The sequence below is a fragment of the Nocardia transvalensis NBRC 15921 genome (assembly GCF_000308875.1).
Lineage (GTDB): Bacteria > Actinomycetota > Actinomycetes > Mycobacteriales > Mycobacteriaceae > Nocardia > Nocardia transvalensis.
In genome coordinates this window covers 1-14,427 of sequence record NZ_BAGL01000077.1, presented here as the reverse complement: position 1 = coordinate 14,427, position 14,427 = coordinate 1, and the positions used below count along the sequence as shown (strand labels likewise).

Sequence of the window (14,427 nt, the reverse complement as noted above, 5' to 3'; positions counted from 1 at the left end):
ACCCGCACCCGCACGGTGTACTCGAACGCGGAGTACTTCCTTCTCGGCCTCGTGCTCGAAAAGGTCACCGGGCAGCCGCTCGCTGCCCGACGTGATCAACGCGGTCGTCGCCGATCACGACCTGCGCGACACGGAGATGCCCGCCGACGCGACGGTTCGGGCCCCGGAGAGTCGTGGGGGTCTGGGGCGCATCGGTTCCTGGGTCGGCCACAACGGGGGAGCGACGGGTACGGGCTCCGGTCTGCGACTGACGCCCCGAAAAGGCCGAAGCCCCGGCCATTTCGGCCGGGGCTTCGTGAGAACTCTTGCGGTACAGCGACTTACACGTCGTAGTACAGCTCGAACTCGTAGGGGTGCGGGCGCAGGTTGACCGGCGCGATCTCGCCGTCGCGCTTGAGGGAGATCCAGGTCTCGATGAGGTCCTCGGTGAAGACGTTGCCCTCGGTGAGGTACTCGTGGTCCTCCTCGAGCCGGTTGATGACCGACTCCAGGCTGGTGGGGGCCTGCGGGATGTTCTTGGCCTCCTCCGGCGGGAGCTCGTAGAGGTCCTTGTCGACGGGGGCCAGCGGCTCGAGCTTGCGCTTGATGCCGTCCAGGCCGGCCATCATCATGGCGGCGAAGGCCAGGTACGGGTTGCCCGAGGAGTCCGGCGCGCGGAACTCGATGCGCTTGGCCTTCGGGTTGTTGCCCGTCACCGGGATACGCACGGCCGCGGAACGGTTGCGCTGCGAGTACACCAGGTTGATCGGGGCCTCGTAGCCGGGCACCAGGCGGTGGTACGAGTTGATCGTCGGGTTGGTGAACGCCAGCAGCGACGGCGCGTGGTGCAGGATGCCCGCGATGTAGTGCCGCGCCAGATCCGACAGACCGCCGTAACCGGCCTCGTCGTGGAACAGCGGCTTGCCGTCCTTCCACAGCGACTGGTGCGCGTGCATGCCCGAGCCGTTGTCACCGAACAGCGGCTTCGGCATGAAGGTGACGGTCTTGCCCTCGGCCCACGCCGTGTTCTTCACGATGTACTTGAACAGCTGCAGGTCGTCGGCGGCCGACAGCAGGGTGTTGAACTTGTAGTTGATCTCGGCCTGGCCGGCGGTGCCGACCTCGTGGTGGCCGCGCTCCAGCTCGAAACCGGCGTTCTGCAGGTTGGTCGAGATCTTGTCGCGCAGGTCGACGTAGTGGTCGTACGGCGCGACGGGGAAGTAGCCGCCCTTGTTGCGGACCTTGTAGCCGCGGTTGAGGGAGCCGTCCGGGTTGAACTCGGCGCCGGTGTTCCAGGAGCCGGAGACCGACTCGATCTCGTAGAAGGAGCCGTTCATCGCCGAGTCGTAGCGGATGGAGTCGAAGATGTAGAACTCCGCCTCGGCGCCGAAGAACGCGGTGTCGGCGATGCCGGTGCTGCGCAGGTACTCCTCGGCCTTGCGCGCGACGTTGCGGGGGTCGCGGCTGTAGGACTCGCGGGTGAACGGGTCGTGCACGAAGTGGTTGAGGTTCAGCGTCTTGGCGGTGCGGAACGGGTCGAGGCGCGCGGTGCTGAAGTCCGGCAGCAGCAGCATGTCCGACTCGTCGATCGACTGGAAACCGCGTACGGACGATCCGTCGAACGCCAGGCCCTCTTCGGCCAGGTCGGCGGTGAACGCTTTCGCCGGGATCGAGAAGTGCTGCTGCACACCCGGGAGGTCGGTGAACCGGACGTCGACGTACTCGACCTCCTCCTCCTTGATGTACTTGATGATCTCGTCGGCCGTGCTGAACGCCACTTGGTACTCCTTACGGATCGGTTCCCAGCCTGTGCCGATTGCTGGGGGTCGTCGATGAACGCTATGGACGCGGTGTTTCCCGACAATCAAGACTGTGTTTCGCCAGTGTTACACGTGCTGCCGGCTGCGGCCTTCGGCGGCCCGGGACCCCGCGCGTGACCGGGCCGATCGCCGATTCACCGCTCGACCAGCAGGCATATCCTGCCACCACCGGGCTCGCGGCGGCGGTGAAGACGCCGAAAATATGTGTTGCAAACCACGCGCCGTGCACGGTCCCGCGCGGTGAGTTTCCGGCGCGCAACATCGCTGCTCCGGATCGGGGACGTGCTGTGCGGGTGTGACGTGGGCTTCATGAGACGGGTGCCTAAGCTGGGGGCATGGCGCGAATCACCGGTTCCTGGCTGTCCGGACCGAATGAGGCCGATCCGGGCGAGCCGGGGCCGGGCGACTATCCGGGTGAGCTGCTGGGGCTGCCGAAAACGGGTGCGGGATCGCTGGTCTCGCTGCTGCGGCGCATCGTCGCGCTGTTCGTGGACTGGTTCATCGCGATGGGGATCGCGGCGATCATCGCTCGCGGCGGCTCGATCAACACGCTGACGCTGCTGGTGTGGTTCGTGATCGGCATCGTCACCGTGACCCTCTTCGGATTCACCCCCGGACAATTCTTCCTGCGGCTGCGGGTGATTCGGGTGGATGCCGAGGCCACGGTCGGTTTCGTGCGCGCGCTCGCCCGTCAGGTCCTGCTGCTCTTCGTGGTCCCGGCCCTGTTCACCGACTCCGACGGCCGCGGCATGCACGACCGCGCCACCGGCACCGCCCTGGTCCGCTCACGCTGAGCCTTCCCGCGCCTCCGCCCGTCGCGCCCTCGGCCCGTCCGGTCCCGACGGGCTCTCGCCTCCGCCCCGGTGCGTCTCCGCTCCCATGTCCCGACGCGCCTTTCCTTGTTGCCCCTACATGTTTTTGGTAGGGGCCCCGAACCAGCGCGGCAGGTGGGTGAGCAGGTCGTCTTGATCGTCACCCGCCCACGCCACATGCCCGTCCGGCCGCAGTAGTACCGCGGGCTCGTCCAGTTTCGCGCCGGGCTCGACGACGTGGTCGACGCGGTCGGTCCAGCCTGCGAGGGACAGCCGGGAGGTCCGGTCGAGCAGCAGCCCGCGCCCGGCGTGCATGAGGCCGTAGAGGTGACCGCCGTCGAGGTCGATATCTCGCAGCCGGCGGCCGACCAGCGGGCGGTCGTCGCCGAAGTCGTAGCGGATGCCGATCGCGGTGTTCTTCTCGATCAGGTAGCGGTTCACCTCCTCGAGGTCCATCAGCTCCGACATCAGCCGCTGCACCGCGCGGGGGCCCGGTTCGGGGGACAGCAGGACGGCTTGGGCGCGGGTGCTGGTCAGCACGTCGGCGGCCACCGGGTGCCGCTCGGTCTCGTAGGTGTCCAGCAGGCCCTCCGGGGCCCAGCCGCGGATTTCGGCGGCGAGCTTCCAGCCGAGGTTGAAGGCGTCCTGGACGCCGAGGTTGAGGCCCTGCCCGCCCATCGGCGGGTGGATGTGCGCCGCGTCGCCGGCCAGCAGGACGCGGCCGACGCGGTAGCGCTCGGCCTGGCGCGTGGCGTCGCCGAAGCGGGTGAGCCAGCGCGGGGAGTGGATGCCGAAATCGGTGCCGGCGAGTTCGCGCACCCGCCGGGTGAACTCCTCCAGCGTCGGCGGGAGCGCCCGGTCCTCGGCCACCTCCTCGGTGCGGGCGACGAAGCTGTACACCCCGGCGGGCTGGGCGGGGGTGGGGCCGAAACGCAAATGGCTGGTACCGATTTCGGCCGCCACGGCATCCAGGGTCTCCGGCGGCACGCCGATCTCCACCACGCCCAGCAGCCATTCGATCCCGGCGGGCTCGCCGGGAAAGCCGATGCCGAGCCGGGTGCGCACGGTGCTGCGGCCGCCGTCGCAGCCGACGAGGTAGCGCGCGCGGAGCGTGGCGCCGTCGGCGAGTTCGGCGGTCACCCCGTCCTCGTCCTGGCTCACGCCGGTCACCTCCGCGCCGCGACGGATCTCGGTGCCGAGTTCGGCGGCGTGCTCGGCGAGCAGCCGATCGGTGATGGTCTGCGGGATCCCGAGCAGATACCCGTGCGCCGTGTCCAGTCCCTCGGGCGCGGGTTTCCGGATTCCGGCGAAGCCCCCGATCGGATACTTCGTGCCGAGCGCGAGGAACCGCTCGAGCAGCCCGCGCTGATCCATCACCTCGATACTGCGCGCGTGCAGTCCCAGCGCCCGCGCGTGCCCGAGCGGCTCGGTGTCCTTCTCCAGGACCACCACATCCACGCCGTGCAGCCGCAACTCACTCGCCAGCATCGAACCGGTAGGCCCGCCACCCGCGATGATCACATCGAACATGTACCGCCCCATTCGTCTGAGGCCCGCGTTGTCGCAGGTCCTGGCTCCGGCGGGCCATTCTGCGCCATCCCCCCGGCCTTGCCGCAAGCCCCCCGGTGCGATATATGTTGAAAGTGGCGGGGGAAGCCCTGTCGTCCCGCGGATATGCTGCGCCGGTGTCGTTGAATCCGGCCATGCTGGCCGTGCGTTTCCTCCTCGAACTCGTAGCGTTCGTCTCGTTCGGGATATTCGGCTGGCAGATCGCGGACGGACCGTGGAGGTTCGTGCTCGTCGTCCTGCTCCCACTGCTCGCCGCGGTGCTCTGGGGAGTCTTCGCCGTCCCCGGCGACCGAAGCCGCAGCGGCAAAGCCCCCGTCGCCGTCCCCGGCCCGCTGCGCCTACTGGTCGAACTAGCCGTACTCGGCGGCGGCGCCCTCCTGCTATGGGCCGCCGGTCTGGGCGGCTGGGCCCTGGCCAGCGGACTGGCGCTGCTGGTCTATCACGCTCTCGCCTACGACCGGATCGCCTGGCTGCTCGGGGCGCGCCGAATTCCGCTGTAGCCGTACGCCGAGTGCGCAGACCGAACGCGAAAGCCCACGCCCCCGTTGTCGGCGGGCGTGGGCTTTCGGTGTTCGAGCTGTCAGCGGCGGCGGATGGTGCGTTGGACGCCGCGCATTTTGGCGCCGGAGGGTAGGGGGCCCTTGGGGAGGGCCGGGCCGCCTCGGGTGGCGAGGGCCGAGAGGCGGCCTTCGATGAGGTCCATGCGCTTGGTGTCGATGTTGCGGGGGAGTTTGGTGAGGTGGCGCTGGAGGCCCTTGAGGGGGACCTGGCCCTCGTCGTTGCCGATGACGATGTCGTAGATGGGGGTGTCGCCGACGAGGCGGGCGGTCTTCTTCTTCTCCTGCGCCAGCAGGGATTTCACGCGCGAGGGGGAACCCTCGGCGACCAGGATGACGCCGGGCAGGCCGATGACGCGGTGCACGGCGTCGAGCTGGGTGGTGGCCGCGACGCCCTGGGTGACGCGCCACTTGCCCTGGAGGTTGTCGAGCACCCACGCCGCCGCGCCCGCCTGGCCCTCGGCGCGCGCGTACACGTTGCGCTGCACCCGCCGCCCGAAGATGATGAACGCGACCAGCGCACCCAGCAGCAGGCCCACCGGCAGGAAGAACCACTGCAGGTGCACGATCAGGCCGATCACGAACAGCACCACGGCGATACCGACGAACGCGCCGATCATCAGCGGCAGCAGGAGTTTGTCCTCCTTGCGCTGCATCTGGAACGCCTGCCAGAGCTGCTGGCGCCGCTCCTTCGACGCCTGCTTGCGCGCCGCCTTCGCCGCGGCCTTCGCTTCCTTGGACGGTTTCCCGCCCTTCCCTGCTGCCATGGTCCCCAGGATATCGGGAATGCCCGATTGCTTCGGAGGGGGGACGAGGCTAGGCCGAGGAGTCGGCTTCCGCGCGGAGGGTGTCGGCGCGCTGGGCGGGCATGGGTTCGTGGCGGATGTAGGTGCGGGTGAACAGGGCCGAGCCGTGGGCCAGGGAGCGGAGATCGATGGCGTAGCGGCTCAGTTCGAGTTCGGGGACCTCGGCACGGATGACGGTGCGGCCCGCGGTGGTGGGTTCGGTGCCGAGGACGCGGCCGCGGCGGCTCGACAGGTCGGACAGAACGGAGCCGACGTAGTCGTCGGAGACGGTGACCGCGACCTCGGCGATCGGCTCGAGCAGATTGATGCGGGCGGCCGCGGCGGCCTCGCGCAGGGCGAGGGCGCCCGCGGTCTGGAAGGCGGCGTCGGAGGAGTCGACCGAGTGCGCCTTACCGTCGAACAGCGTCACCCGCACATCGACCAGCGGATACCCCGCGACGACCCCGCGCGCGGCCTGGGCGCGCACGCCCTTCTCCACCGACGGGATGAACTGGCGCGGCACGACCCCGCCCACCACCTTGTCCACGAATTCGATGCCGGAACCCTCCGGCAGCGGCGCCACCTCGATCTCGCAGATCGCGTACTGGCCGTGCCCGCCCGACTGTTTCACGTGCCGTCCGCGACCGGACGCGCTGCCGGCGAACGTCTCCCGCAGCGCCACCCGGTGGTCGATCGTGTCGACCTGCACCCCGAACCGGGACCGCAGCCGTTCCAGCGCGACATCCCGGTGGGCCTCGCCGAGACACCACAGCACCAGTTGGTGGGTCTGCCCGTTCTGCTCCAGCCGCACCGTCGGATCCTCGGCGACCAGGCGGGCCAGGCTCTGCGACAGTTTGTCCTCGTCGGCCTTGCCGTGCGCGCGAATGGCCACGGGCAGAAGTGGTTCCGGCATCCGCCACGGTTCGATCAGCAGCGGGGCGTCCTTGGCGGACAGGGTGTCGCCGGTCTCGGCGTGCCCGAGCTTGCTGACGCACGCGATATCGCCCGCGATGGCCTGCCCGAGGGGACGCTGCTGCTTGCCGAACGGAGCGGAGACCGCGCCCACCCGCTCATCGATGTCGTGGTTGCGCTCGACGACCGGACCGTGCCCGCAGACGTGGACGGTGTCGTCGGCGCGCAGCGTCCCGGAGAACACGCGGATCAGCGACATCCGGCCGACGTAGGGGTCCGAGGCCGTCCGGATCACCTCGGCCGCCAGCGGACCCTCCGGATCGCAGCGCAGGGGAGTAGGGGTCGAGCCGTTGTCGAGCCGCCGCGCCGAGACGGAATGTTCTGCGGGAGTGGGGAATCCGCGCGCGATCAGCTCGAGGATCTCCACCGTGCCCAGCCCCTCGCGGGCGCCCTCCGGCGGCGGCGCGGCGATCAGGATCGGATGGAAGGTGCCGCGGGCGACGGCCCGTTCCAGATCGGCGACCAGGGTGGCGAGGTCGATCTCCGCGCCCTCCAGGTAGCGGTCCATGAGGGTCTCGTCCTCGCTCTCGGCGATGATGCCCTCGATGAGCCGGCCGCGGGCCCGGTCGATCAGCGACGCCTGCTCGGCGGTCGCCTCGGCGCGGGTGTGCTCACCCTTCGAATAGTCGAAGACGCGCTCGGTGAGCAGGTCGATCAGTCCCGTGACGGGCCGGTGGCCGTCGGCGCCCTTGGGCCCGTACACCGGAAGATGCAGGGGCAGCATGCTTTCCGCCGCACCGCCGCCGAGCAGCTCGCGGCAGGTCTCGGTCATCTCGTCGAAATCGGCGCGGGCCGCGTCCAGGTGGGTGATCACCAGCGCGCGCGGCATGCCGACGCTCGCGCACTCCTCCCACAGCGCCATCGTCTGCCCGCCGACGCCCTGCGCGCCCGCAGCGGCCGAGATCACGAACAGGGCCGCGTCCGCCGCGCGCAGACCGGCCCGCAGTTCGCCCACGAAATCGGCGTATCCCGGCGTATCCAGCAGATTGATCTTGATGTCGTTCCACGCGAGCGGCACCACCGACAACTGCACCGACCGGTGCTGCCGCTGCTCGATATCGTCGTAGTCGGAGACGCAGGTGCCGTCCTCCACGCGGCCCGAGCGAGTGACCGCGCCGGTGGCGACCGCGAGGGCCTCCACCACCGTGGTCTTGCCCGAACCGCTCTGACCTACCAGCACCACATTGCGGATCGCGTCGGGGCGCTCCGCCGCGATCGCCGTCCCGTTTGCCCCTGCCGATGTGCTCGCTCTCTCGGCCATGTCAGTCCTCGTTCCCGGAGTCGACACGTGCGGTTCACTCGAGCTTCCCACCGGGGACCACGGACTGTCAGCGATTCGAAAAGATACCGGAACGGACCATCCGGGACGGGCTAGGAGCCGAAGCGGGCGAGGACCGAGCTGGCTTCCTGGGTGGCGGTGGATTCGTCGGCGAGGTGGGCCATCTCCTCCGGGAGGGCGCGGCCGTGGCGCTTCATCGCCTGGGCGTAGAGGCGGCCGGCGCGGTAGGAGGAGCGGACCAGGGGGCCGGCCATGACGCCGGCGAAGCCGATTTCCGTTGCGACACGGGAGTGTTCGACGAATTCCTCCGGCTTGACCCAGCGGTCCACGGGGTGGTGGCGGGGGGAGGGGCGCAGGTACTGCGTGATGGTGAGGATGTCGCAGCCCGCCTCGTGCAGGTCGCGCATCGCCTGCGTGACCTCCTCCGGGGTCTCGCCCATGCCGAGGATGAGGTTGGACTTGGTGATCAGGCCCGCCTCGCGAGCGGCGGTGAGCACGTGTAGCGAGCGCTCGTAGCGGAACGCCGGGCGGATCCGCTTGAAGACGCGCGGCACGGTCTCCACGTTGTGCGCCAGCACCTCGGGGCGCGAGGAGAACACCTCGGCCAGCGCCTCGGGCTCGTCGTTGAAGTCGGGGATGAGCAGTTCCACGCCGGTGTTCGGGGTGACGCGCTTGATGGCGCGCACGGTCTCCGCGTACAGCCAGGCGCCGCCGTCCTCCAGATCGTCGCGGGCGACACCCGTGATGGTCGAGTAGCGCAGGCCCATCTGCTGCACGCTCTCGGCGACCCGGCGCGGCTCGTCGCGGTCCAGCGGCTGCGGCTTACCGGTGTCGATCAGGCAGAAATCGCAGCGGCGGGTGCACTGCTCGCCGCCGATGAGGAATGTGGCCTCGCGGTCCTCCCAGCATTCGAAGATGTTGGGACAGCCCGCCTCCTCGCAGACCGTGTGCAGGCCCTCGCGCTTCACCAGGCCCTTGAGCTCGGAATACTCCGGGCCCATGGTGGCGCGGGTGCGGATCCACGACGGCTTGCGCTCGATCGGGGTCTCGGCGTTGCGTGCCTCGATGCGAAGCAGCTTGCGGCCGTTGGGTGCTGCGGCGGTGTGAGCCGAGCCTTTCGATGTCGGGGTGTCGACGGAGGTCACTAAACAGACTCTACGCCGTGTTTTCGGCGTCGCCTCCGGCGCCGCGGGCGCGGCCCTCTTGGCCCCCGGATCTTCCCTCCTCCGCTCCGGCCGCGGGCGGCCTCCGCTCCGTCAGTCCAGATCCGGGGCGGGCCGCGCCGGGAGGTGGTGCTGCGATACGGGTAGTTCACCGTCGAGGGCCCTGATGATCGCGTCGGCTACTGGGCCTAGTACTTCCGAGATCGTGACCTCGCGGTCCAGTTCCCGGCTCAGGGTGGTGACGCCGGCGTCGTGAATGCCGCAGGGCACTATCGTCTCGAAGCCGTCCAGTGCGGAATTGCAGTTCAGCGCGACGCCGTGCAGGGCCACGCCGCGCTGCACGCGCACGCCGATCGCGGCCACCTTCCGGTCCGGCAGGATGTCGTTCGCGGGCACCCAGACGCCCGAGCGGCCTTCGATCCGCCCGCAGGTGACGCCGAGATCGGTGCAGACCGTGATCAACGCCTCTTCCAGGCGGCGCACGTAATCGACGACGTCGACCGGTTCGGCGAGCCGGACGATGGGGTAGCCGACCAGTTGCCCCGGGCCGTGCCAGGTGATCTTGCCGCCGCGGTCGACCTGGATCACCGGGCTGCCGTCGATCGGCAGGTCCGCCGGTTCGGTGCGCTTGCCGGCGGTGAACACCGACGGATGTTCCAGCAGGAGCAACCGGTCCCGGCCGTGCCCCTCGGCACGCTCGGCGGCGATGTCGCGCTGCACATCCCAGGCGCTGTGATAGTCGATGAGACCCAGATTCTCGACGTCCATGGGGGTTGCGTCGTAGCGCGCGGAATCGGCCCGGGAAGCCGGCGGGGACGCGGGCTCGCCCGGTGGGGAAACGTCGCTGTCAGGCTCGCTCACCCGAGGGAGGTTACGCCATCGTTACCGGCGCCGGAGCCCGACCTGGACACCCGGTACCGGCGCTCAGCGCGGATCGACGACGGGGATCGTGTACTGCATCAGAGTCAGGTCCATCCAGCGCCCGAACTTGCGCCCCACCTCGGGCAGTTCACCCACGATCCGGAATCCGAACTTCTCGTGCAGGGTGATCGAGGTGGTGTTGGCGGATTCGATCGCGGCGATCACGGCGTGCACCGTCCCCGAATCCTCCGCCCGCGCCAGCAGTTCCGTCAGCAACGCCGTGGCGACCCCGCGCCGGTGGAAGCGATCGGCGACGTACACCGAGTTCTCGACGGTGAGCCGATACCCCGACTTCGGCCGCCACTGCGCGTAACTGGCGTACCCGGCGACCGCACCCTCGAGTTCCGCGACGAGCACCGGATACCCGGCCGCGGTGCGATCCCGCAGCCACGCGCGCCGCTCCTCGATCCCGACCGGTTCGGTATCCCAGATCGCGGTGGTTTCGGCGATGGCGTTGTTGTGGATCGCCAGAATCTCCGGCAGATCCGCGTCCCGCGCCTCCCGGATCACCAGACCCGGCGTTCTGTTTCCGTCCACGGGAGAACGGTAACGGCGTGCGAACCGCGCCCGCCGTCCGGATCGGCGACTCCGCGGTACCCGTTGCGCTGGAGGTTCTTTCGCATTCGCCCGATTCTGCGGACAGCCGGGGCAGTACCGGTAAGGATGCAGGGACGTCCGGTTCACTGGCAGGAGCGACGCATGGCGGCGGGGGTACTGGAACAGGCACCGGATTGGATGCAGGGGGTCGGGTCGCTGCTGGCCCTGGTCTTCGCGTCGGTCGCGGTGGTGGTCGCCCGGCGCACCTACGGCATCGAGTCCGAGCGCGACCGGGTCAATGCCGAACGCCGCGAGAAACAGGACCTGTTCGAACGCCGCAGCCAGGCCGCCCGGATCTCGGCGTGGTGGGGCCGGTCCCCGGAGGGCGAGCCCGGCGTCTTCGTCCGCAATGCCTCGGAAGCGCCCGTGTACCAGCTGTACGCGACGATCCTGCCGGCCGAGCGCCGGTACGAGGACGACGGGACCAAGGTCCAGAACCTGGTCGTGCCGCCCGCGCCGGAACCGATCTTCCTCCCGACGCCCGATCCGATCGCCCGCCCCGCGGCGGTGCGCCGGGTGATGGTGACGTTCACCGACGCGTCGGGCGTGCGCTGGCAGCGCAATCAGTACGGGCGGCTGCGAGAGCTACAACCGCACGTCACGGTGCTGGCCGACGACGTGCGCGCGGCCGCGCTGTCGAATTTCCGGGAGGACTTCCGCGACACGTACGGGGTCGACGTCTCCTTCCAGGCCAAGGGCCTCACGATGACGCTCGACCGGCTCACCGAGGAGATGGCGACCGTGCGGGACGTGGATGCCGTGGTGTATCCACATGATTGGATCGGCGCCCTCATCGAGCGGGACTCGATCGCACCGACGCTGCTGACCGCTGACCATCGCGCCGCCTTCCCGGAGTGGGCGCTGCGGGCGCTCACGGTCGACGGCCGGCTCTACGGCATCCCCACCACCATCGACACCGCCGCCCTGCTGCGGAATACCGATCTCGCGCCCGAGGCGCCCGCGACATTCGAGGAACTGCTGGAGACGGGCCTCGCGCTCCAGGCGGCGGGGCGCGTGGAGCAGCCCTTCGCGCTGCGGGTCGGCGCGGCGGGCGAGCCGTTCCAGATCTGGCCGCTGTTCGCCGGGGCCGGGGGCCGGCTGTTCGAGACGACCGAGGCGGGCTGGGACCCCTCCCGGATCCTGCTGGCCACCGAGGAATCCGTGGCCGCCCTGACACACCTGCGCGAGCTGGGCGAGGCGGGCCTGGGCGTGCTGCGCCGCTCCGTGGACCGGGCCGAGGCCATCGAGCTGTTCTGCGCCGGGCGTACGCCGTTCCTGGTCAGCACGGCGGATGCCATGAAACATGTTCGGGCGGCCGGGATTCCGGTGGCGGTGAGCGCCGTGCCGGGCGTCGACGGGGTGTCGGGGGAGCCGACGTTCACCGCGGTCCACGGGCTCATGCTGGCGCGGCACGGCCGTAGCCGGGTGACGGCGATGGACCTGTTCGCGGACTATCTCGCGCACGACGATGTGATGGACGCTCTGTGCCGACACGTGGTCGCCCCGGTGGGCGCGCACGGCGTCCCGGGCGATCCGGCCGTGGCCGAATACACGCGATTGTGTGCCGCGGGCCGGCCCATGCCGGCGTTCCCGCAGATGAAACAGACCTGGAATGTGCTGGCGCGCATGGAGGTCGCCGTGATCGCGGGGGAGGACCCGAAGGTGGCCGCGACGGCGGCGGCACGGGAGATCGAGAAGCTGTACCAGCGGACCGGCTGAGCGGCGGTCAGTGGTCGCGGTTGCCGACCGCGGCGGCGAGGGCCTGGCCGATCGTGTTGTGCTGGAAGGTGTATCCGGCTTCCTCGAGCACCGTGGGGATCGCGCGCGGGCCGTGCAGGATGGCCTCATGGGCGAATTCACCGATCGCCACGCGCAGCGCGACGGCGGGGACGACCAGCGGGGCCGGGCGGTGCATGGCGTGGCCGAGGGCACGGTTGAACTCGGCATTGGTGACCGGCGCGGGTCCGGCCAGGTTCACCGGACCGGACACGGTGTCGTGGGTGAGGGCGAAGACGATCCCGCCGACCTCGTCGGCGAGGGAGATCCACGGCAGGTACTGGCGGCCGTTGCCCAGCCGCCCGCCCAGGCCCAGCGAATACAGCGGCTGCAGCATGCCGAGGATGCCGCCGTGCCGTGCCAGGACCACGGCGCTGCGCAGCAGCACGACGCGCGTTCCGGCCTCGGCGGCCGGATGGGTGGCCGCCTCCCAGTCCTGGCACAGCATGCCCAGGAAACCCGCTCCGGCGGGGGCGGATTCGGTGATCACCCGGTCGCCGGTGTCGCCGCCGTAGTAGTGCACGCCGCTGGCGTTGACCAGCGTCGGCACCCCGGCGGCGGCGACCGCCCCGGCGAGCACGTCGGTGGGGGTGAGGCGGCTGTCGCGCAGCTCCTGTTTGTAGCTGCCGTTCCAGCGCCGCGCCCCGAGCCCGGCACCGCAGAGGTTGACGACGGCATCCGCGTCCCGCAGCGCGCGGTGCGGGACCTGGGCGCGCACCGGGTCCCAGGAGAACTCGTCGCGCGCCGCCGCGGGACGGCGGACCAGGCGGGCCACCTCGTGCCCGTCGCGCCGCAGGGCCGCCACCAGTGCCGTCCCGATCAATCCGGACGAGCCGGCGATCACAACCTTCATGCGGTTACCGGATCTTCTTCGGTCACAGCCCCAGATCGGCCTCGAACGCGGCTTCCTCGAGGCGGTGCTTGATCGTGGTGAGGAAGCGACCCGCGTCGGCGCCGTCGATGAGGCGGTGGTCGTAGGTCAGCGGCAGGTAGCACATCGAGCGGATGCCGATGAACTCGTTGCCGTTGTCGGCGATCGCGACCGGCCGCTTGACGATCGCGCCCGTACCGAGCATCGCCGACTGCGGCGGCACCAGGATCGGGGTGTCGAACAGGGCGCCCTGGCTGCCGATGTTCGTGATCGTGAAGGTGCCGCCGGCCAGTTCGTCGGGCTTCAGGCCGCCGTTGCGGGCGCGTCCGGCGATATCGGCGATGGCACGGGCCAGTCCGGCCAGCGACAGGTCGCTCGCGTTGTGGATGACCGGGGAGAGCAGGCCCTGCTCGGTGTCCACCGCGATGCCCAGGTGCACGGCCGAGTGGTAGGTGATCTCCTTGGTGTCCTCGTTGTAGGACGCGTTGACGTTCGGGTGCACGCCCAGCGCCTCGACCGCGGCCTTGGCGAAGAACGGCAGGAACGTCAGGTTGACGCCCTCGCGCTCCTTGAAGGCGTCCTTGGCGCGCGACCGCAGGGCCGCGATGCGGGTGACGTCGGCCTCGTGGGTCTGCGTCAGCTGCGCGGTTGCCTGCAGCGATTCACGGGTCTTGACCGCGGTGATCTGGCGGATGCGGCTGGCCTTCTGGACCGTGCCGCGCAGTGCCTGCAGCTGCGGGCGCACACCGGCCTGGGCGGCCGGGGCGGAGGACTGCGGCGCGGGGGCCGGGGCCGAGGGCGCGGCGGCGGGCTGCGGGGCCGCGGGAGCCTTGGTGGCCTCGGCGGCGGCGAGCACGTCCTGCTTGCGGATGCGGCCGCCCACGCCGGAACCCTGGATCTTGGCCAGGTCGACGTTGTTCTCGGCGGCCAGCTTCCGGACCAGCGGCGTCACGTACGGGGCCTCGCCGTTGCCGCCGGAGGAGGCGGGAGCGGCGGCCGCGGCCGGAGCGGGTGCGGGAGCCGGGGCAGGCGCGGGTGCGGGAGCAGGCGCGGGAGCCGGGGCAGGCGGCGCCGGAGCGGGCGCGGGGGCCGGAGCCGGAGCGAGCGGCGGCGGGAGCCGGTTCGGGCGCGGGGGCCGGAGCCGGTGCGGGCGCCGGAGCGGGCGCGGCGGCGGGCGAACCGCTGCCGATCACACCGAGCTGGCCGCCGACGGCGACGACATCGTCCTCGTTCGCGGTGATCTCCAGCAGCGTGCCGGAGACGGGCGACGGGATCTCGGTGTCGACCTTGTCGGTGGAGACCTCGAGCAGCGGGTCGTCGACCTCG

Annotated in this window: 12 protein-coding genes and 1 pseudogene; 4 read left to right on the top strand and 9 right to left on the bottom strand. The window is 70.4% G+C overall.

Annotation, left to right across the window (positions count from 1 at the left end; genetic code table 11):
• Window positions 1–320: 320 nt before the first annotated feature.
• Window positions 321–1,757: a type I glutamate--ammonia ligase gene (glnA, locus tag ON41_RS27415; protein WP_040750734.1), complete on the bottom strand. Its 1,437-nt coding sequence runs from the start codon at window positions 1,755–1,757 to the stop codon at window positions 321–323.
• Between the two features lie 155 nt (window positions 1,758–1,912).
• Here glnA and ON41_RS41865 point away from each other — a divergent pair, with 155 nt between their 5' ends.
• Entirely contained in the window at window positions 1,913–2,098 is a 186-nt protein-coding gene (locus ON41_RS41865) for a hypothetical protein (RefSeq protein ID WP_157185640.1), read from the top strand.
• 36 nt (window positions 2,099–2,134) lie between these two features.
• Window positions 2,135–2,593 (top strand): RDD family protein, encoded by a 459-nt coding sequence (locus ON41_RS27410; protein WP_040750733.1) that lies wholly within the window; start codon window positions 2,135–2,137, stop codon window positions 2,591–2,593.
• 114 nt (window positions 2,594–2,707) lie between these two features.
• Here ON41_RS27410 and rox read toward each other — a convergent pair whose 3' ends face one another.
• Entirely contained in the window at window positions 2,708–4,141 is a 1,434-nt protein-coding gene (rox, locus tag ON41_RS27405; protein ID WP_040750742.1) for a rifampin monooxygenase, read from the bottom strand.
• 155 nt (window positions 4,142–4,296) lie between these two features.
• On the opposite strand from rox, the gene ON41_RS27400 reads away from it, so the two are divergent.
• Window positions 4,297–4,680 (top strand): YrdB family protein, encoded by a 384-nt coding sequence (locus tag ON41_RS27400; RefSeq protein ID WP_246829615.1) that lies wholly within the window; start codon window positions 4,297–4,299, stop codon window positions 4,678–4,680.
• Between the two features lie 80 nt (window positions 4,681–4,760).
• On the opposite strand, the gene ON41_RS27395 is transcribed toward ON41_RS27400, so the two are convergent.
• The 5 genes from ON41_RS27395 to ON41_RS27375 all read right to left on the bottom strand — a co-directional run bounded on the left by ON41_RS27395 (window position 4,761) and on the right by ON41_RS27375 (window position 10,394).
• Window positions 4,761–5,504, bottom strand: a complete 744-nt coding sequence (locus tag ON41_RS27395; RefSeq protein WP_040750732.1) for a DUF4191 domain-containing protein — start codon at window positions 5,502–5,504, stop codon at window positions 4,761–4,763.
• A gap of 49 nt (window positions 5,505–5,553) precedes the next feature.
• Complete coding sequence (locus ON41_RS27390; protein WP_040750731.1) at window positions 5,554–7,755, bottom strand: elongation factor G-like protein EF-G2; 2,202 nt, start codon at window positions 7,753–7,755, stop codon at window positions 5,554–5,556.
• Between the two features lie 110 nt (window positions 7,756–7,865).
• On the bottom strand, window positions 7,866–8,918 hold the full coding sequence (gene lipA, locus ON41_RS27385) for a lipoyl synthase (protein ID WP_051162616.1): 1,053 nt from the start codon (window positions 8,916–8,918) through the stop codon (window positions 7,866–7,868).
• A gap of 111 nt (window positions 8,919–9,029) precedes the next feature.
• Window positions 9,030–9,797 carry a lipoyl(octanoyl) transferase LipB gene (lipB, locus tag ON41_RS27380; RefSeq protein WP_276325757.1) on the bottom strand — a complete coding sequence of 256 codons (768 nt, stop codon included), beginning with the start codon at window positions 9,795–9,797 and terminating at the stop codon, window positions 9,030–9,032.
• Between the two features lie 63 nt (window positions 9,798–9,860).
• The gene (locus tag ON41_RS27375; RefSeq protein WP_373281363.1) at window positions 9,861–10,394 is read right to left on the bottom strand and encodes a GNAT family N-acetyltransferase; all 534 of its coding nucleotides are present in this window, start codon (window positions 10,392–10,394) and stop codon (window positions 9,861–9,863) included.
• A 162-nt stretch (window positions 10,395–10,556) separates the two neighbouring features.
• On the opposite strand from ON41_RS27375, the gene ON41_RS39350 reads away from it, so the two are divergent.
• Window positions 10,557–12,173, top strand: coding sequence for a sugar ABC transporter substrate-binding protein (locus tag ON41_RS39350; RefSeq protein ID WP_051162612.1), 1,617 nt, complete (start codon window positions 10,557–10,559; stop codon window positions 12,171–12,173).
• A gap of 7 nt (window positions 12,174–12,180) precedes the next feature.
• Here the strand turns inward: ON41_RS39350 and ON41_RS27365 are convergent, their stop codons facing one another.
• On the bottom strand, window positions 12,181–13,083 hold the full coding sequence (locus ON41_RS27365; protein ID WP_040750730.1) for a TIGR01777 family oxidoreductase: 903 nt from the start codon (window positions 13,081–13,083) through the stop codon (window positions 12,181–12,183).
• Between the two features lie 22 nt (window positions 13,084–13,105).
• A pseudogene (gene sucB, locus ON41_RS27360) lies at window positions 13,106–14,427 on the bottom strand (2-oxoglutarate dehydrogenase, E2 component, dihydrolipoamide succinyltransferase); the annotation flags it as partial.